Genomic DNA, 18309 nt, shown 5'->3' on the forward strand with positions numbered 1-18309 from the left:
AAATACCAAATATAAATATCGTGACATAAAAATACCTTAAACCGCCATCCTATCCTTTCCTTGGCATATTAATTGCAAAGTAATCCCAAAAGACATAATTCTGTCAAACAACATATCAGTTTAGTCCCCATGGCTAAATAGCAAACCCACCGGAGAAGAAAAATGTACATCATTAACAGGCTAAGTTGGATGAAGGGCATCATTTTCGGGTTAGTATTATCATGCGTATTCAGTAGCTTACCGGCGAAAGCGGCGGGTGAGTTACGGCTATATAACTGGGGGGACTACATCAACCCGGAAGTCCTGACGCGATTTACCCAGGAAACCGGCATTAATGTAAAACTCGATACCTATGGCAGTAATGAAGAGATGCTGGCCAAAATACAGGCCGGGGCCAGCGGCTACGATATCGTCTTTCCTTCCGTGCATATGCAGGACGCCATGGCGGCGCTGAAGCTGTTGGCGCGTACGGATATTAACCTCTCCCCCGACTTTAAACATATCGACCCGGCGTTTTTACGGGCCAAGAGCGACCCCACCGGCGAATATTGTCTTCCCTACGCCTGGGGCACCGTCGGCATTTTCTATAACAAGAAAAAAGTCGATAAGCCGATTACCTCCTGGAAAGATTTCTTCGCCGAAGCCGAGAAAGGGAAAAAGGTGATCATGCTCGATGATATGCGCGAAACGCTGGGCGTTGGCTTAATCGTTAACCACAAGTCCGTCAACACTTCCAATCCGGACGATCTGAAGCTGGCATCCGACTGGTTAACCGCGCGCAAGCCATTAATATCCGCATTGACCTATGAAAGTATTCCGCTGGTGCAATCCGGCGACGTGGCGGCCGCGCACTATTTTGTCGGCGCGCTGATGTACGTGTCGCAGGATCCGGAAAATCTGGCGTACGTCATTCCTGATGAGGGCGCAACCATGTATCAGGAAAATATGTGCGTATTGACCAGCGCGCCGAATAAAGAGAATGCGAAAAAGTTTATGGAGTTCTTTTTGCAGCCTGAAATTGCGGCGATGAATACCGCGCAGCAGATGAACGGCACGCCAAACCGCGATGCCGTAGCGTTACTCCCCGATGCATTGAAAAACAATCCGGCAGCCAATCCGCCGGAAGAGATCCGCCAGAAACTACAGATATTCGGCGATCTGGGCAAAGATCTGCGCCTGTACGACAGAACCTGGACACGATTCCGCAGCGCGAACTAATCCGTAGCGTCACCATCGCGCATCGAACCGGCATGGCTCGATGCGCGTAATGAAAGCGCATGAGATGACCATGACTGCGCGTCTCAGCACCACATTTAATCAAACCCGACCCCAGGGTATTTCGCATTTGGGATAGACAATGAGTCATGACCACCACTTTCGTACCGTCGTGTCGCTTGACAAGGCCGTTAAATATTACCAAACCCCTGAAGGCAATAGCGTCAAGGCACTGGACGACCTCTCTTTTTCGGTAAAAGACAATGAGTTCGTCACACTGCTTGGCCCATCCGGATGCGGCAAAACCACGCTACTCAGGATCATTAGCGGGTTCGAGCAGTTGGATGCCGGAGAATTATTGATCTTAGGGAAAAAAATGAACCACATACCGCCGCATTTACGGCCGGTGAACACCGTGTTTCAAAGCTACGCCCTATTTCCCCATATGAGCGTGGCGGATAATGTCGGTTACGGCCTGGATATTCGCGGCGTATTGCGTGAGGAGCGCAACCGCCGCGTGGCGGAAACGCTGGAAATGGTGGGAATGCTGAATATGGAAAAACGCCGCCCAGCTCAGCTCTCCGGCGGTCAGCAGCAACGCGTCGCGCTGGCGCGCGCCATTATTAATCATCCGACGCTGTTGCTGCTGGACGAACCGCTCTCCGCGCTGGATCGCAATCTGCGCAAAAGTATGCAGCTCGAACTTAAACGCCTGCAGTCCGAACTCGGTATCTCGTTTATTTTCGTCACCCACGATCAGGACGAAGCCCTGACCATGTCCGATCGCATCATCGTGTTGAATGGCGGCAAGATACAGCAGAACGATAAGCCGGCGGCGATTTACCATACGCCGACCAACCCTTTTGTGGCCGGCTTTATCGGCGAAGGCAATATGATTGCCGCAGAGGTCAGGCAAAAAATGGCCGGAACAGTATTGCTAGCCAGTGAAACGGGAGGATCCTGGCTGGCGAGCGACCGTCAACCTTGTCAGGAGGGGGAGCGGTTATGGCTGTTATTGCGACCTCAGCATTTCCACCTGGTAAAACCGAATGACGACCAGACTCGCTATGCCGAAGTCCGTGGCGTTATCAGTCAGGTGATTTTTATGGGAACCGATATCGAGGTCATTCTGCATTCCGCGCAGGGAGACATCATTAAGGCGTTGATTCATCTGACCGATTCCGCACGCCAAGACGATCTGTCGCCGGGAAATGCCATCACGCTTTGGTATGCCGTTACCGCTTGTCATCTGTTGCCGCGCTGAGGGTTCCCATGTCTGAATGGAAAAAATCTATTCCGCTTATCGGGCTGTTATCGCCAGTGACCCTGCTGTTGGCAATCTGCCTGTTTATTCCGCTGGCGATCATGGTGGTATTCAGCATACTCACGCCGGGCATGTATGGCGGCGTAGAGTGGAGTTATTACTCTGACAACTATGGCCGCATATTGGGCTGGGCGGACGGAACGCAGGAAGAGTTTGATATTCTTTATCTGAAAATCATTCTGACGTCCTTTCGTATTGCCTTAATGAGCGTGGTCATTTCTCTGATCATCTGCTATCCGATCGCATTCTGGGTAAGAAACAAATCGCCCAGGATTCGTAATTTCTTATTATTCCTTATCACCTTGCCTTTTTTTGCCAGCCTGATTGTTCGCCTCTACGCCTGGGTATTGATTCTGCGCCCGACCGGGTTTCTGAATACCGTGTTGCAAACGATGGGGGTAATCGCCCGGCCGCTGGATCTGATCTATACCGAACAAGCGGTATTAATAGGCATGGCGTATATCTACATCCCCTTTATGTTTCTTCCGGTTTACGCCAGCGTCGAGCGGCTCGACCATCATTTGATTGAGGCCTCCTATGACCTGGGCGCCAACCGGGTTAAAACCTTCTTCCGGGTTATCTTTCCGCTGACGCTGCCCGGCGTGATTTCCGGCTCCATCATGGTGTTCATCCCCAGCCTCGGCAATTTTATTGTGCCCTCGCTGCTGGGGGGCGCAAAGGTGGTGATGATCGGCAGTTTAATCGAACAACAGTTTCTCTCCGCCAGAAACTGGCCGTTTGGCGCCGCGCTGGCCATGTTGCTGATGTCGATGGTTTTATTCGCGCTGTTGCTCTATCTGTATCTGAGCAGTCGCTATTCCCATGCCGGCGCCGGCGGAATATCAAGCAGGAGGAACGATGAAGAGTAATATTGTTTCACGGATAATGGCATGGCTATTTAATTGCTATGGCGTGCTGTTCTTTCTTTTTCTTTATCTTCCCATATTTCTGATTGCGATTTACTCCTTTAACGCCAATCCCATCAATATGATGATATGGCAGGGATTCAGTTTTGACTGGTATTTATCGCTGTTCGGCATGAGTAATCATCTTGCAGACAATGCGCTGTATATCGACTCCACCGATCAGGTGCTCAATGCGTTAAAGAACAGTTTAATCATCGCGCTGATCACCACCGTTATTTCGACGATCATCGGCACCATGACCGCACTGGCGTTAATGCGCTACCGTTTCTATCTCAGAGGGTTCTACCGATTCCTGCTATACATGCCGATGATGATGCCGGATATCATATTAGGCATCGCATTGCTGATATTTTTCGTCAACGCGGGTATTCCGTTGGGAAGAACCTCGATTATTCTCGGCCACTGCACCTTTTTGTGCAGCTACGTTTTTCTGATTGTCAGCGCCCGGCTGGCGGGAATGGATACCCGGCTGGAAGAAGCCTCTTATGATTTGGGCGCAAACAGCTGGGTGACGTTTCGGCGCATTACGCTACCGATGTTATTACCCAGTATTATTGGTGGCGCGTTATTGGCGTTTATTATTTCCATGGACGATCTGGTTATCACTTATTTTATCTCCGGCGTTGACGCCACCACCCTTCCCGTTCAGATATACGGCATGATCAGGCGCGGAATAAAGCCTGAAATCAATGTCATCGCCACGCTGTTGATTTTGGTATCGCTGCTAATCGCCGCAGCGGGTTTATATCTTAGAAATAGAAATGAAAATAATTAAAGGAAAGTCATGATGGCAAAACTCAGAGCCCGCCAATTGGGATTACGGTTTCCCGGTACGACAGGAAAATATAACGCCATCACCGATGTTGACGGCGTGCTGGTCGGCTATCGCACCCTTGATGCCATCAGCCAGGATGGCAAGCGCATCAAGACCGGCGTCACCGCCATCTTGCCCAGAGGATACCAAACGCTACCGCAGCCGGTATGGGCCGGCTACGATGCGTTAAACGGCAATGGCGAAATGACGGGGGTGCATTGGATAAAGGATGGCGGCTATTTCGTCGGGCCGGTGTGTCTGACCAACACCCACTCTGTCGGCACAGTACATCAGGCGGCCGTCAAATGGATGCTGACCCAGTACCGCGATACCTGGGAGGAACACCATATCTGGGCGATGCCGGTGGTGGCTGAAACCTATGATGGCGTGATCAACGACATCAACGGGCTGCATGTCACCCAGGATGACGCGTTGGCCGCGCTGAACTCGGCACGTTCCGGCACGCCGGAGGAAGGCAACGTGGGCGGCGGCAACGGCATGATTTGCTATGGTTTCAAGGGCGGAACCGGCACCTCGTCACGCCGTTTTACTATTGAGGATCGCCAATATACGCTGGGTGTTCTGGTGCAGGCCAATTACGGCCAGCAGGATTGGTTTGAGCTGTTCGGCGTTCCCGTCGGAACATTAATGGAATCGTCGTCGTCCGGGATGCTGCGCGAACGAGGCTCCATCATCGTGGTGCTGGCGACGGATGCCCCGATGATGCCTCATCAGCTCCAGCGGTTAGCCAGACGGGCGGCGCTGGGGATTGCCAGAAGCGGGAGTCCGGGCGGCAATAATTCCGGCGATATTTTTCTGGCGTTCAGTACCGCGAATGCCGATGCCCTGCCGCAGACCGCAACGGCGCACCGCTCGTTCCAGTATCTGAATGATGAATATTTTGATGTAGTCTACCAGTCGGCGGTAAATTGCACGCACGAAGCGGTTATCAACGCGATGCTTGCCGCCGAAGATGCGCCGATGCAAAAACCCGCGGGGATGTGTAAAGCGATCGATCCGCAGGCGCTGTATGAGGTAATTAAACGCATGAATCCCGCCGCGGTCACTCCTTAATGGTTCTCTCCCTTTCAGCTGTCTCTTAGTCGCATTTTTATGCGGACTTAGAGACAGTTTCGTGCGCCACAATACCGCCATTTTCATGCTATGTCGTAGCACGCGCCCGACTCCGGGGAGAGGCCGTCAATAACGAGGGGCTACGGCCTGGATGTGTTGTGCGTTATTTTTGCAGGCGGTTAATGTGGATGGTCAGGAACATGATCTCATCGGTCGTCAGTTGGCAGTTATAGTTTTTTTCCACATAGTCATACACTTTCATGGCGCAGGAAAACGCCTGCGGCATCAGCTCCCTGATCCCTTGATAGATGCTGTCGTCGCCATGGCTGACCGTACTGCGGTTCAGCAACCGTAAGGCAAAGAACTTGAGATGAGTGATAAGGCGATGATAATCCAGCGAGTTTTCATCAAACTGGATATGTAGATCATATTTAAGGATGGTCAGAATATCTTTAATGATCCCCGCGCTCTGCATGGTGCTGTGCATGTCGCTGTTATTGCGGGCATTGGCTAAATGCAGGGCGATAAATCCCGCTTCATCTTCCGGCAAATCGATATCCAGCCTTGAGCGAATCAGCGACAGCGCTTCCAGCCCTACCGCATACTCGCTGCTATAGAACTGTTTTATATCCCACAACAGGGCATTTTTGATGATCTGCCCTTTTTTATGACGCTGCACCGCAAAATTAATGTGATCGCTTAATGCCAGAAAAAGAGTGTCTTGCACGTTCAGTTGCAGTTTATGCTGCGCCAGCGTAATGATTTGCTGGGTCACCGTCAGATAGGCAACGGGAATTTCCGCCAACAGCTGCGACAAAACGTCGGCCATGTCGTCCGTTTTCTTGATAAACTGACTTTCGATTCGTTGAGGATCAACGTCATCCCCCTCTTTTTTGCCAAAGCCAATCCCTTTACCAATGGCTACAACTTCCTTGTGATCCTCCCTCATCAGCAAAACTGCGTTATTACTCAGTATTTTTTTCACTTTCATCACGTCATCTCGGCTTGCAGCACGCCCGGTTGCAGGAAAAGGAAGGCCGGCAGAATCATAGCGCCCTTTCCCTTCTTTATAACGAATTATAATCCGTTATGTTTGATGATCCGCGTATACCCCATACGGATCCGCCGCCAACCGGCCCCGGTGCTTTTTAGGCGAGCCGTGTTGTGTTCGCCATCAGTCCCATTGGCGTTGCTTACTTCGCTTTTCTTTGCAGGGCGGCTGGGAAATAGGCACAAAAAAAACCTGAGACGAGCCATGTCGGTAATAACATGACTCGTCTCAGGTTTCGCTCAGGTACGACCTAATAACGTCCTTACTGCGGAGTTATATCCGCTAATTAAGGCTAACTCAAATGCAAACAGAGCAATATGTGATGAACATCACCGTTAATCAGTACCCGGTCTTTGCCTTGCAAGTACGACTGGCGTCATCCTCGCCTACGGAAATGACGACGTTGGATCATAAAATCAGGGCCGTTAAACGGATTTAACGGCCCTGGGGAGAATTACCGCGGTACGTAGGATCGACTTAATCAGTTATCCGTAACGCCATACAGCGAAGTGCGGCGCTGCAGCATTTGTCCGCCGTCACGCGTTAACGGCACCCAACCGACGGAACCGCGTTTCACGGTTGGCTCGGAGAGCATCAGATCGAACGGTATGGAGATATAGAAGCCTTTGGTAAAGCTGCCTTCGCCATATTCACTGGAGCTGACGTCTGTTTTCGTGGCAAAGGCGCCGGCGACAATACCGCTGTCAAAGCGGCGGGACAGATCGAGCGTCACCCCTTTGTCGCCCGCCAGATAACGCCCAACGCTGACCTTCGCCACCGCGCCTTCCACGAACGGCAGTTCCCAGTACGCCGTCAAATGGCCGGTCACGACGTCGTAATCCGCCGTCTTCATCATGTTGTCCCAGTCACGCTGTTTGACGTAGTTGACATCCATGCCAAGCGCCCAGCTTTGCCCGTAAGGCCGATACAGCACTTCGGAGCCGACGCCGGCGTACATCATTTCCAGATAGCCGCCGTACACCTGGCTATACCAGTCCGGCGCCGGATTATCCATGCGCGTCAACTGTAAATTGGTCAGCATCAGATCGGAAGACGTAACATATTCCCGGATCCGGGTTCTGACTCGCGGCAATGCCGCGCCATCAGCCGGAGGCGCCGTGTAGTTGAACTTATCGTAGTTATCCAACAGGTTCAGGGATGCCGTTCCGCCGATCGTCCAGTGGTCGCTCAGGCGATAGTCCACATTGCCCTTCAGCGCGATCTGATACATATAGAATGATTCAGGACCGCCGATGGATTGCGTCAGAGCCGGTTCCAGCGAATAGGAGAAACGTTGCGGTTCGGTGAGCAACACCTGCTGCCCGCGAATATCCGCCACAGGCTCTGAACGGTGTGTTTGCGGTTCCGGTTGACCCAGCGGCGTCTCCGCCTGCTGCACCTGCCGGAACGCTTTAGCATCCACTTGGGTGCTGGCGATCGGCATCCGCTGGTTGCGCTTCACAATATGGTATTCATCAACGCCTTCCGGCACATGATTAGCCAGTATCGTGGCTGCCCGTTGATTGGCTTCATCGTTATCACGATATTTATCCTGCTGAGCAACCACCGTGACCTGACGTTGGTCGGCATAAATATCCGCCCCGTTATACCCGGCTTTGTCATCCAGCTCTTTCGCCACCTGCTGCCAATTCGTCCCTTTTCCGTCATTAACCGGAGCATAAACCGGCGGAGCGTCATCAAGACGCGCCGGTTTCAGCTTGTTGAAGTTAGTGCGCAGAGTAAAGCCCCACATCAGCGTGTTGCCACGCTGCCAGGACAATGTGGTATCCAAGAGATCCCCGACGCGGTACACCATACCGAGGTTAAACGGAGAGTCCTGCTTTATTTTTTCACTCCGCCCGCGATCGGCGGCCTCGTTGCTATAATCATTCGCGTCATATTCCAGCTTCAGACGCAGCGGATCCCACGGCGTTTGATATTCAACGCCGCCGAATAGCGCCGCCGGTCCGTGGAAGAAGTTCTTGACCTCAAATTTGCCGGTATCGGTGTTAGCCGTGCGGGTACAGAAACTATCCTTCAAGGAACAGGCCGGGTTTTTGATATTGCCGCTTTCCGCCATATTCCCCCACCCCATACCCAGGGTGAAGTCAAAAGGCCCGATACGTTTGCTGGCCACCAGATATTCACTGTCGAATAATCCGGTCCCGGCGATATCACGCAAGCCCAGAGACACATCCGGCATCCAGTAGCTTTCCTGCCACAGGCGCGCCTTTAGATCGAATCCCTTATCTTTATAGGTTTGATCGCCGCTGAATCCGGGGTTATTACTATAAGGACGAGTTCGGATATCGGTGTAGCGAACGGTGGTTTCCAGCCAGTCTAATAACTGCAACGATACCGAGTAGCGCCGATATTGGTCGTTATCACGATAGTTGACGCTGAATTCGCCCGTTTCGGCCATGCGGGCCGTCGGCATTTGCAGCAGCCCGGTGCCGCCGAAATCAGATTGCGATACGCCAGCCGGCTTATAGCGGGTATTGGCGTTGGTCACCTCGTTTTCCTGCGTCGCATCCGCCGCTATCGCCTGGGCGCTTAAAATGCTGCCGATCGCCAACGACAGACAGCCCAGTTTAAAGTTTCTGTTTTTTATCATTAGTGTGGGATCCGGTTTGCAAGATAGTCAGCAAGTTGATCGTTTAGCGATGCCATATCATCGGGCAATACCGAAGGATCAAAACCAATAAACAGCGTTTCGCCAGCGGCGGGCTCAATATGCCGTTGATTCCACAGCGCCAGAGGTACCTTGCGCCATACGCCGTTACCGCCGATCAGATAGCCAAAGCTTTTATCGGCCCCCGCCAAAAGACGCCGACCGGAAATATAGCGCTCAACCGACCACCCGGAACGCAAAGCAACCTTGCCCGACGTTTCCAGTTCGCCGACATCCGCAGAGGTATTAATCAGGCCAATAAGTGAAAAACTATCGGAATACGGCGCGATGTACAGCGCATACTCGCCGACCAACGGCCGGTTGTTCTGCGGATAAACACGCACACGATCGGGATCGAGATCGGTATGGATTCGGCCGGCAATGTTGATTGGTTCCAGCGTTTTACGCAGCAACCACGCCGAGATCGCCAAATCGCCATCACCGGAATTACGCCAACGCGTTTCCAGCTCCGCCAGCTTTTCTCTTAGCGTATCGCCCTGCTGATACGCTTTTTGCGTGGTGGCAAAATCAGATATTAACGCCGCCTGCCAATTTACATTTCCCGGCAACGCGGCCTGTTGGTAGAATTTTTCCAGACGCGTGCCATCATCAAGTTTTACAACCGCGATGGTTTGCTGAGGATCTTTCACGGTTAATTGGGCGGCGGTCGCCGACCCGCAAACCAGCAGCAATAAAGTAGCCATACGAGTGAGTGACAACATTTAAGCTAAGCCCCTTATTGTACGTATGGTTTTAAGACGGTGAATTTCACCAGCGCCATATCCGGCCCCATATACTGATGGCTCTGTACAACCTGGCCATTCGCCGGATCGAGCCAATAGCTATTGGTATAAGTTTCATTCAATGAAGGGACGCTAACCAGCTCATCGAAACGCATCAGTTCACGTGACCGATCCAAAATCCGCACCGTTTCTCTGCCTCGAGGCTGGAAAACGGAGGTTAAGTCATATCCGCCCCGGAAAACCTGGGACCACTCAACCCGAGTTTGCCATTTCATCGGCGTAGTGGATTTCAGTAACCCTAAGGTCAGCGGATCCTGTGCAAGATTACTGACGTTGGTAATATCTTCCCCAAACCCCAGCGTTTTGACTAACCGGCCGTTTTGAGTCACCACCATATTCTTGTCTGCGGCAATCCACTTCAACTGCTGTTGTTCAGCAAATACCAACACGACAAAGGCCTGAGGCGCCTTACCGACTTTTAGATAAGCGGAAGCATAGGGAGTGTTTGCAACCTGTTGCGCGGTAACTTGCGTATCATCCTGCCCTAAAAAAGCCAGCTTCGCCGTTTTTCCCAATGACTCCATCTTCTGAGAACAACCGATCAGGAGGATGGACAAAATCGGCGCGGCAATCAGCATATTCATTTTTGCCATTCGTTTTACTGTCGTCATTTGTTTTATTTTTATCACTGAATGGATTCTCGCTGAACAGCGTAGTAATCAGGAAAAATAAAGGCCACCGAAGTGGCCTTATGGTTAATACAAGATTAACGAGTACCGGTAGTAGTAGTCGTACTGGTACCGGTACTACCATTGTCGTCATCGTTGGCAACGGCAACGGCAATACCTGCCGCTACTGCTGCTGCGACACCTACAGCAACCAGGCCAGTAGTGCCTGCAGCAGAACCAGCGCCGACAGCGGCAGTACCAGCAGCAGAACCACCAGCGGTTTCGGCAGAAACGCCATCAACGGCAAACGCATTTGACGACATGGCCAACACAGCAGCCAATGCAATTAACACTTTTTTCATTACGCTTTCCTTTTTTGAACATGAAGTACTTCAGGGTGAGGCATTGTCAGTACGACCATACCCCGTCCTTCATTCCGATCGGTACTATAGTAAAAACATCCTGTTCTACCATTGACCCACCGATACCGGGATCCTCCCGGCAATGAGTTACAGGCGTATGGTGGTAACAACTATTTCAAACACCATCATCCCAGACTAATTCTTGCAACTTTATTAAAAATAGCAAGCTCTCTACACAATAGATAATGAAGATCTTGGTAAAAAAATAGATTTCTTTAACTGAACTGACAAAAGGAAATCAAAAAAATCAATATTATTCAATCCAATACGCAAATGTTTATCTTTTAAGACAAAAACGCCAGATATTTCCTAATCTGGCGTGCATTTAATAACAAAACCTGAGTGACAAAATCGTTATTCCCATACGCGCGGGAATTTGCTCCATTCTACGTTCCGTCGTTGCCGGAGATGCCCGCCAAACGCGAGCTTACATTATTCCAAATTAATCCAACCATTCGGTATGGAATACCCCTTCCTTATCGGTGCGCTTATAAGTATGCGCGCCAAAATAATCGCGCTGCGCCTGGATCAGATTCGCGGGCAGTACCGCGGAACGATAGCTGTCGTAATAGGTGATGGCCGCAGAGAGCGTCGGGGTTGGAATACCCTGCTGAACGGCGTAGGCCACAACATCACGTAATGCCTGCTGGTATTCGTCCGCCACTTTCTTGAAATACGGCGCCAGCAATAGGTTGGCGATATCGGCTTTCTGCTGATAGGCATCGGTGATTTTTTGCAGGAACTGCGCCCGGATAATGCAGCCAGCGCGGAAAATCTTCGCAATCTCGCCATAGTTGAGATGCCAATCGTTTTCTTCAGATGCAGCGCGCAATTGGGAGAAACCTTGCGCATAAGACACAATCTTACCCAGATACAGCGCGCGGCGAACCTTTTCCACGAATTCGGCTTTATCGCCACTGAACGGTTGAGCGGTTGGCCCGCTCAGCACTTTAGCCGCGGCAACACGCTGATCTTTCAGAGAAGAAAGGTAACGCGCAAACACAGACTCGGTGATGAGCGACAGCGGCTCGCCCAGATCCAACGAACTTTGGCTGGTCCATTTACCGGTACCTTTGTTCGCCGCTTCATCAAGGATGACATCAACCAGGTATTTACCGTCTTCGTCTTTCTTGGTAAAGATATCGGCGGTAATTTCAATCAGATAGCTGCTCAGTTCACCTTTATTCCATTCGGAGAAGGTGGCAGCCAGCTCTTCATTACTTAGATTCAGCGCTTGTTTAAGCAACGCATAGGCTTCAGCGATCAACTGCATATCGCCATATTCAATGCCGTTATGCACCATTTTCACGTAATGGCCTGCACCATCAGCGCCGATATAGGTAACGCAAGCCTCCCCTTCGGCACGGGCAGCGATTTTTTCCAGAATCGGCGCCACCAGTTCATACGCCTCTTTCTGACCACCGGGCATAATGGACGGGCCTTTCAGCGCCCCTTCTTCCCCACCGGAAACCCCGGTGCCGATGAAGTTGAATCCTTCGGCAGACAGCTCACGATTACGACGAATGGTATCTTTATAGAAGGTGTTACCCCCATCGATCAGGATGTCGCCTTTATCCAGATAAGGCTTCAGTGACTCAATAGTTTTGTCAGTCGCTTCGCCAGCCTTAACCATCAGCAGAATACGACGCGGCTTCTCCAGGGATGCAACGAACTCTTCAACAGTGTAATAAGGCACCAATTTTTTACCCGGATTTTCTGCAATCACTTCGTCAGTTTTATCTGAAGAGCGGTTAAAAATGGAAACCGTATAGCCACGGCTTTCAATATTAAGCGCCAGATTGCGCCCCATTACCGCCATACCGACAACGCCAATTTGCTGTTTGGACATTAAAACAACTCCTGTCTGAAGGATAACCTGCCAGCGGTGTTCACCATACCCGCTGGCAATCAAAAGCAGGCCAACATGGTAACTCAGCTTACGACAGGTGAATAGTGATTGGTTTGATAGCAAGAATAGTTGGCGAAAAATGAATAGTCACATCCGTCCATATTCATTATTTGCTGATTTTTTACACACTGCGTAATATGCCACTGGCTGTTCATGGCTCACTCCCTCTGTGGGCAAGGCACCCTACACTTAAAGGAGATCTGGTATGGATATAAAATTTTATCAGCTAAAAGTCACCCTTATCGGCACAACCCCCTCTATCTGGCGGCGATTTGTTGTACCCGCTTCCATCACCCTCGATCGTCTGCATGATGTGCTGCAAATCGTGATGGGCTGGGAAGACAGCCATCTTCATCAATTTATTTTCGGCAAAAAACAGTTTACCGAACAACCGGAAGCCCCTTCACAGGGTAAAGATGAAGGTTTCGTTCGCCTTAACGAACTACTAAAGCGTAAGGGCCATAAGCTGACTTATCTCTATGATTTTGGGGACGATTGGGAACACGAAATTATTTTGGAAAACACTAACTATCAACCAGATGAGTTTGGTGATTTTCTATTTTGCCTTGACGGTGAGCGCGTGTGCCCGCCGGAAGATAGCGGCGGCGCGCCAGGCTATGAAAATCTGCTCGGCATCCTTCAGGATCCGGCTCATGAAGATTATGAAGAAACATTAGAGTGGCTTGGCATTCCCGCCGAACTACTGGAAATAGAACCGGATATTTTTGGGCTATTTGATGCCGATGAAGTGAATGACAACTTAATGCTCTACTCCCGCTGGTCAAGAGATCGATATCAACCGTGGTTTGACGAGAAATAGCTGACTGGAAATACCTTACTTCCGTCACGCTTGCGGAGAAATACAACCGGTAGAGCCCGCACTACCGGTTGTCTCCGCTACTAAGAGTACCAGTCATCCCCGCTAACCACCCCGTCATCCCCGTGGTAGTCGGCGGGGATCTCATAAATAGCTATTGGCTAATTTGCACCAGCGGGAACCCGCTTTCAGTGACGGCTCGGTGCATAAGATTCGGATATTTATAGAATCCTAAGCACTATTGCGTCGTGCCCGTTCCGGCACGACGTCTCTTTTATCAGGCTTGTTCTTTCAGCAACGTCTTGATGCTTTCTTTAAAGGCTTTGCCAAATTCCGGGTTGCGCAGACCATAAGAAATGAAAGCCTGCGCATAGCCAAGCTTACGTCCGCAGTTAAAGCTGCGGCCCGCCATTTGCACCGCGTCCACCTGCTGAGTTTTAATCAGTTCCGCAATCGCGTCCGTTAACTGGATTCGCCCCCAGGCTCCCGGCAGGATCTTGTCCAGAATCGGCCAGGCATCAGCCGTCAGCACATAACGCCCGACAGCGGAAAGATCGGAACCTTCAGACGGCGCCAGCTCCGGTTTTTCAATCATCGAGGTAATGGCTGCGGCATCCCCCTCTTTCACCAGCGGCGTTTTACATTCAACAACGGAATACTCCGGCAGAACTTCATAAGGGCGATGCTTCACCAGCACCTGACTATTTCCGCTCTCTTCAAAACGAGAGATCAATAGCGCCAGGTTATCTTTAGTTTGATCGGCCGTATCCTCATCCAGCACCACATCCGGCAGCACCACGATAAAGGGCGCATCGCCAATGATGGGTTTGGCGCAGGTCACCGCATGCCCTAACCCTAGCGGTTCGCCCTGGCGCACGTTCATGATGGTGACGCCTTTCGGACAAATGGCCTGAACCTCTGCCAGCAGCTGGCGCTTGGCGCGCTCTTCCAACAGGGATTCAAGCTCAAAGGAAGTATCGAAGTGGTTTTCAATCGCATTCTTGGACGCATGCGTGACCAGAATAATATCTTTGATGCCGGCATTGGCACACTCGTTAACGATCTTTTCAATCACCGGACGGTCAACCAACGGCAGCATCTCTTTAGGAATAGCCTTGGTCACCGGTAACAAATTCATCCCTAAACCAGCTACAGGGATAACAGCTTTCAATGATGTCATGAGTTGACTCTCTTATTGGATTACTTTATCTCTCAGTGGCACCATACACCCCAGAGCCACGTATGCCCTTAAGATTACACCTAATCCAAAGCAAAGAGATCGCCAGGATCGTCTTTTTCTAAGATATCAATGATGTTACGGCAATAGTTGTCATTCTGCCCTTCGTGCCACACCGACAACATTATTAACGCTTACCGTCCGCGCCAGCGCAATATATTCGGCAAACGGCTCTGGTGAAGTACGCCGACAACCGTAATACCATGTGGTGCGAGCAGATAATAAATGGTATGACTCATGTATGGGAAACACCACAATCCCTGAATACCCAGTTCCTCAGTATTATCACTGCCCATTTGCCGGTTTTCAGCCAAACGTTGCATACCAACCTGCATTCCATGCAGATACTCACGGGTCACTACTGAACCAAACTGTTTCAATGAATATTTTCTTATTTCGCGGAGATCTTCTCGTGCATCGTCAGTCAACTTATATCGGGGCATCAGAGATCCTTCATCAACTCATCAAACACCTCATCGCCATCGAACACCAGACCAGCATTAGCCTGTGCAACAGAATGAGCGAGTTTGTCACGTAGTTGCTGAAGTTTGATCTCCTCATAGGCCAGATAATCATCAACGGACATCACCACCACGGAAGGTTTCCCATTCTTTGTGATACTGACAGGTTCACGCTGCGCTTTCGTAAGTAGCTCTCCAAACTGGGTTTTGGCCTGGTTAGCGGTAAAACTGAACATTTTCCCCTCCGAAAATAGCACAAATCGAACGATTCGAACCTATTTTAGGTTATTCAGCGTATGTCTGTCAGTTTTTCTTTGGCTGTTTTGAACATGGATAACAGCCATTCTGAAAGAGGAGGCCCCCGCCAGTGACAAACACTCTACTATCAGCACACCGAATCAAACAGAACGATGCCGCCACCAATGGCGAAGCAACAGGATGGCAACGATAACCAGTACAACAAACAACAGACTGGAGAGCTTTTTATCGACATCGCCAATGATATTTTCAATCACCTGACCGCCGAAATAGCCGAGCATGACAAATATCGAAGCCCAAAGAATGGCGCCGAGAATATTGAGCGGCACAAAGCGTGCAGGGGGAAGCCGACTGGCGCCGATCAGCGCCGGGCCGATGATGCGAAAGCCATACATAAAACGCACGCCAATAACAAACAGCATTGGATGATGGGCAATCAAACGCTGGGCGTGGGCTATACGTTTTTGCTGGCCTTTTAAACGTGAGATAACCCGTTGGCCATAGCGACGTCCGGCGAAATACAACAGTTGATCGCCCAGCGTACCACCAATCGCTACCACGGTAATTACCCACGGCCAATGCAGCAACCCATTATGCGCCGCAATGCCGCCCAACAGGGTGATGGTTTCCCCTTCCACCAAGCACCCGATAAACAGCGCCCAATAACCGTATACTGTAATGTAATGGGCTAAATCGGTCATATCGACTATCTACGCCTTATTTTTCTGTTAGATAAGGGTAAGTATAGGCTGATTGGTAAGCGTTAGAGGGTGATTCGTCGCCAGCGGAGACATAAATAACAGAAAAATACTCAATATTTGATTATTCGGCTGGATAAGTACTCTTAATCATAACGTGGCAAATAAAATTGATTACCTGCTTTATTACAGATGAAATAAAGCAGGTTTTATGCAATTAATCTGAACCAAAGAGATCGCGAGTATAGATTTTTTCCGCAACATCAGATAGTTCTAATGCCATCCGGTTGGAAAGAATCACATCTGAGAGCTGTTTAAATTCTGCCAAGTCACGAATCACACGGGAACGAAAGAAAGTATCTTCTTTTAGTTCAGACTCATAGACTACGACTTCAATCCCTTTATACGCCTTGAATCGCCGACGCACGGAAATTATCAGATCCGCTCTTCATAACTAAATGGAGTAGAAGCCTACGGTTACAGTTTCGGTTGTTACAGTGAAAGTAAAAAACCTAGCTATTTATCGTAGTTAAATATGTATACAAACAACTTAAGTATATTGATAGCAACAAAGCCCTCCGTTATATTAAGAGAGCTCATATGTACTAGGATATTTAATTATCCAGCACGAATAAATATTCATGAATTCTTTTTATTAAGCATAGGCTTTTCAACAAAAAACCAAGATATAGATGCAATGATAATCGTCAAAATCAAAGATAATAACATCGAGGGGAAAAATCCAATATTAGTCTCATTAATTATTATTTGCTGAATTGGGAATGCGTATATGTATATACCGTAAGAAAAATCAAACCTACCTTTTATCATAACATCCTTAAAAGAAAGGCCTACCAATAGAGTTACGTAACACAATGCCATTGGGTAAATGGTTTTAGATAAAATCTCATTCCCCATAGAAAAAAACATGACAAGCATGGAAATGATAAGCATCGAAAACTTAACTCGATTACAATAAAACCATTTTTCTTTGTATATGAAAAGTAAAGCCCCGAACGCAAAAGGTATCGTAAACAGACTTGTCGCTCTTAGCGCCAATTTAGTTATACCATACTCAATACATATAATCTGAAGAATAATAGAACATATAAGAAGCAGAAAAACTCCTGTATTGTGCTTTTTGAAGAGACTCAACGCAAAAGCTATTGCTATATAGTCAAATACCTCAAAGAATAGTGTCCATACACTACCATTCATTGTGTTACTGAGTATGTAATCATACGTGAAGTAATTCATACCTTCAGGTTGCACGCCAACCACACCAACACCGGTTAAAAATATTACCCGCAAGTAGGTTTTAATTGCCTCGATAGAAGAAACCCAACTCAAAAAGCCATCTTTACCGAGAAATCCTCCACATATATAAATGGTAAAAATCAAACATACAGCAAGCCCAGGATAAACTCTTAGGAATCTCTTCTTAGCATACCCATAATTTGACTTGGTCCTCATGTAACTTTGAGAGATTAAGTAACCTGAGATGGAGAAAAAAATCAACACAGCACAAGAACCAAAAGATCCAACTCCCAAAAAAGATGGTTCCTTCATCCCACTTAAAGCAAAGTGGTGACTGTAAATAACCATGATGGCAGCAATATGCCTAATAATATCAAAACTGTTATCGTGTTTAACGGACACCCCAACCTTCATAGCCACACCCCAAATTAAAATAAATAACAATCCATTTACATTATTACTAAGCAATTAGTTCAGACATTTAATTTATCTACCTATCACCTCCCTGGACTGAATGGAGTGATATACAATTTTCTTTGCATTTTATTTTGAGTTGTTATCATAAATCACCATTGTGTTCTTACTCGCTAACCGTCGGCCTATAAATAAGAGAAATATCTTTCCTCAAATAACTCGCTTAACAGCATACCCACTCGCGAGATAAGAATAGGAAAACATACTGTAGATAAAACCAATGTATAACGCAAGCAAACTCAGTCAGAGAAAAGTTTGTATCAGATCAGAGCCAATAGATATGATTTATA

18 protein-coding genes and 1 pseudogene are annotated in these 18309 nt (G+C 49.0%); 7 read left to right on the forward strand and 12 right to left on the reverse strand.

All coding sequences use genetic code 11. The annotated features are described in order from the left end of the window. The first annotated feature begins 162 nt into the window (after window positions 1–162). The 5 genes from ACN28R_RS11705 to ACN28R_RS11725 all read left to right on the forward strand — a co-directional run bounded on the left by ACN28R_RS11705 (window position 163) and on the right by ACN28R_RS11725 (window position 5353). Entirely contained in the window at window positions 163–1218 is a 1056-nt protein-coding gene (locus ACN28R_RS11705; RefSeq protein ID WP_231604268.1) for a polyamine ABC transporter substrate-binding protein, read from the forward strand. Between the two features lie 139 nt (window positions 1219–1357). Next, the gene (locus ACN28R_RS11710; RefSeq protein WP_095834503.1) at window positions 1358–2479 is read left to right on the forward strand and encodes an ABC transporter ATP-binding protein; all 1122 of its coding nucleotides are present in this window, start codon (window positions 1358–1360) and stop codon (window positions 2477–2479) included. A gap of 8 nt (window positions 2480–2487) precedes the next feature. Continuing rightward, entirely contained in the window at window positions 2488–3408 is a 921-nt protein-coding gene (locus ACN28R_RS11715; RefSeq protein ID WP_095834504.1) for an ABC transporter permease, read from the forward strand. Continuing rightward, a complete protein-coding gene (locus ACN28R_RS11720; protein ID WP_048635566.1) occupies window positions 3398–4240 on the forward strand; it encodes an ABC transporter permease in 843 nt (280 codons plus the stop codon). Before ACN28R_RS11715 ends, ACN28R_RS11720 begins: the two co-directional genes overlap by 11 nt. A gap of 12 nt (window positions 4241–4252) precedes the next feature. Next, a complete protein-coding gene (locus tag ACN28R_RS11725) occupies window positions 4253–5353 on the forward strand; it encodes a DmpA family aminopeptidase (RefSeq protein WP_095834505.1) in 1101 nt (366 codons plus the stop codon). Window positions 5354–5516: 163 nt separating this feature from the next. Here the strand turns inward: ACN28R_RS11725 and licT are convergent, their stop codons facing one another. After that, entirely contained in the window at window positions 5517–6344 is an 828-nt protein-coding gene (gene licT / locus ACN28R_RS11730; protein WP_048635568.1) for a BglG family transcription antiterminator LicT, read from the reverse strand. 361 nt (window positions 6345–6705) lie between these two features. On the opposite strand from licT, the gene ACN28R_RS11735 reads away from it, so the two are divergent. Further along, window positions 6706–6843, forward strand: coding sequence for a hypothetical protein (locus ACN28R_RS11735; protein WP_183096769.1), 138 nt, complete (start codon window positions 6706–6708; stop codon window positions 6841–6843). A gap of 42 nt (window positions 6844–6885) precedes the next feature. On the opposite strand, the gene ACN28R_RS11740 is transcribed toward ACN28R_RS11735, so the two are convergent. The 5 genes from ACN28R_RS11740 to gndA form a co-directional block, all read right to left on the reverse strand. Continuing rightward, on the reverse strand, window positions 6886–9018 hold the full coding sequence (locus ACN28R_RS11740; protein WP_048635569.1) for a YjbH domain-containing protein: 2133 nt from the start codon (window positions 9016–9018) through the stop codon (window positions 6886–6888). Further along, window positions 9018–9797: a capsule biosynthesis GfcC family protein gene (locus tag ACN28R_RS11745; RefSeq protein WP_095834506.1), complete on the reverse strand. Its 780-nt coding sequence runs from the start codon at window positions 9795–9797 to the stop codon at window positions 9018–9020. Before ACN28R_RS11745 ends, ACN28R_RS11740 begins: the two co-directional genes overlap by 1 nt. Before the next feature lie 14 nt (window positions 9798–9811). Continuing rightward, window positions 9812–10471, reverse strand: coding sequence for a YjbF family lipoprotein (locus ACN28R_RS11750; protein WP_082152950.1), 660 nt, complete (start codon window positions 10469–10471; stop codon window positions 9812–9814). A 113-nt stretch (window positions 10472–10584) separates the two neighbouring features. After that, window positions 10585–10848, reverse strand: a complete 264-nt coding sequence (locus ACN28R_RS11755; protein WP_095834507.1) for a hypothetical protein — start codon at window positions 10846–10848, stop codon at window positions 10585–10587. Between the two features lie 502 nt (window positions 10849–11350). Next, on the reverse strand, window positions 11351–12757 hold the full coding sequence (gndA, locus tag ACN28R_RS11760) for an NADP-dependent phosphogluconate dehydrogenase (protein WP_095834508.1): 1407 nt from the start codon (window positions 12755–12757) through the stop codon (window positions 11351–11353). Between the two features lie 265 nt (window positions 12758–13022). On the opposite strand from gndA, the gene ACN28R_RS11765 reads away from it, so the two are divergent. Then, on the forward strand, window positions 13023–13637 hold the full coding sequence (locus ACN28R_RS11765) for a plasmid pRiA4b ORF-3 family protein (RefSeq protein ID WP_095834509.1): 615 nt from the start codon (window positions 13023–13025) through the stop codon (window positions 13635–13637). Window positions 13638–13911: 274 nt separating this feature from the next. Here ACN28R_RS11765 and ACN28R_RS11770 read toward each other — a convergent pair whose 3' ends face one another. The 6 genes and pseudogenes from ACN28R_RS11770 to ACN28R_RS11795 all read right to left on the reverse strand — a co-directional run bounded on the left by ACN28R_RS11770 (window position 13912) and on the right by ACN28R_RS11795 (window position 17959). Beyond that, window positions 13912–14814: a sugar phosphate nucleotidyltransferase gene (locus ACN28R_RS11770; RefSeq protein WP_095834510.1), complete on the reverse strand. Its 903-nt coding sequence runs from the start codon at window positions 14812–14814 to the stop codon at window positions 13912–13914. A gap of 191 nt (window positions 14815–15005) precedes the next feature. Beyond that, entirely contained in the window at window positions 15006–15314 is a 309-nt protein-coding gene (locus tag ACN28R_RS11775; protein ID WP_048635576.1) for a type II toxin-antitoxin system RelE/ParE family toxin, read from the reverse strand. Continuing rightward, a complete protein-coding gene (locus tag ACN28R_RS11780) occupies window positions 15314–15568 on the reverse strand; it encodes a type II toxin-antitoxin system Phd/YefM family antitoxin (protein WP_095834511.1) in 255 nt (84 codons plus the stop codon). Before ACN28R_RS11780 ends, ACN28R_RS11775 begins: the two co-directional genes overlap by 1 nt. A 162-nt stretch (window positions 15569–15730) precedes the next feature. Continuing rightward, complete coding sequence (locus ACN28R_RS11785) at window positions 15731–16291, reverse strand: DedA family protein (RefSeq protein WP_048635578.1); 561 nt, start codon at window positions 16289–16291, stop codon at window positions 15731–15733. A gap of 214 nt (window positions 16292–16505) precedes the next feature. Next, window positions 16506–16755: pseudogene (locus tag ACN28R_RS11790) on the reverse strand (UDP-glucose 6-dehydrogenase); the annotation flags it as partial. Window positions 16756–16927: 172 nt separating this feature from the next. Further along, complete coding sequence (locus ACN28R_RS11795; RefSeq protein ID WP_095834512.1) at window positions 16928–17959, reverse strand: acyltransferase family protein; 1032 nt, start codon at window positions 17957–17959, stop codon at window positions 16928–16930. Between the last annotated feature and the right edge of the window lie 350 nt (window positions 17960–18309).

The sequence above is a fragment of the Brenneria goodwinii genome (assembly GCF_002291445.1).
GTDB classification, from domain to species: domain Bacteria; phylum Pseudomonadota; class Gammaproteobacteria; order Enterobacterales; family Enterobacteriaceae; genus Brenneria; species Brenneria goodwinii.

Coding starts and splice junctions, on each gene's coding strand:
- ACN28R_RS11785 (WP_048635578.1), bottom strand. CDS start 16,291: ATGACCGATTTAGCCCATTACATTACAGTATACGGTTATTGGGCGCTG.
- ACN28R_RS11770 (WP_095834510.1), bottom strand. CDS start 14,814: ATGACATCATTGAAAGCTGTTATCCCTGTAGCTGGTTTAGGGATGAAT.
- ACN28R_RS11745 (WP_095834506.1), bottom strand. CDS start 9,797: ATGTTGTCACTCACTCGTATGGCTACTTTATTGCTGCTGGTTTGCGGG.
- gndA (WP_095834508.1), bottom strand. CDS start 12,757: ATGTCCAAACAGCAAATTGGCGTTGTCGGTATGGCGGTAATGGGGCGC.
- ACN28R_RS11705 (WP_231604268.1), top strand. CDS start 163: ATGTACATCATTAACAGGCTAAGTTGGATGAAGGGCATCATTTTCGGG.
- ACN28R_RS11715 (WP_095834504.1), top strand. CDS start 2,488: ATGTCTGAATGGAAAAAATCTATTCCGCTTATCGGGCTGTTATCGCCA.
- licT (WP_048635568.1), bottom strand. CDS start 6,344: ATGAAAGTGAAAAAAATACTGAGTAATAACGCAGTTTTGCTGATGAGG.
- ACN28R_RS11795 (WP_095834512.1), bottom strand. CDS start 17,959: ATGAAGGTTGGGGTGTCCGTTAAACACGATAACAGTTTTGATATTATT.
- ACN28R_RS11710 (WP_095834503.1), top strand. CDS start 1,358: ATGAGTCATGACCACCACTTTCGTACCGTCGTGTCGCTTGACAAGGCC.
- ACN28R_RS11750 (WP_082152950.1), bottom strand. CDS start 10,471: ATGGCAAAAATGAATATGCTGATTGCCGCGCCGATTTTGTCCATCCTC.
- ACN28R_RS11775 (WP_048635576.1), bottom strand. CDS start 15,314: ATGCCCCGATATAAGTTGACTGACGATGCACGAGAAGATCTCCGCGAA.
- ACN28R_RS11725 (WP_095834505.1), top strand. CDS start 4,253: ATGGCAAAACTCAGAGCCCGCCAATTGGGATTACGGTTTCCCGGTACG.
- ACN28R_RS11765 (WP_095834509.1), top strand. CDS start 13,023: ATGGATATAAAATTTTATCAGCTAAAAGTCACCCTTATCGGCACAACC.
- ACN28R_RS11780 (WP_095834511.1), bottom strand. CDS start 15,568: ATGTTCAGTTTTACCGCTAACCAGGCCAAAACCCAGTTTGGAGAGCTA.
- ACN28R_RS11735 (WP_183096769.1), top strand. CDS start 6,706: ATGCAAACAGAGCAATATGTGATGAACATCACCGTTAATCAGTACCCG.
- ACN28R_RS11755 (WP_095834507.1), bottom strand. CDS start 10,848: ATGAAAAAAGTGTTAATTGCATTGGCTGCTGTGTTGGCCATGTCGTCA.
- ACN28R_RS11740 (WP_048635569.1), bottom strand. CDS start 9,018: ATGATAAAAAACAGAAACTTTAAACTGGGCTGTCTGTCGTTGGCGATC.
- ACN28R_RS11720 (WP_048635566.1), top strand. CDS start 3,398: ATGAAGAGTAATATTGTTTCACGGATAATGGCATGGCTATTTAATTGC.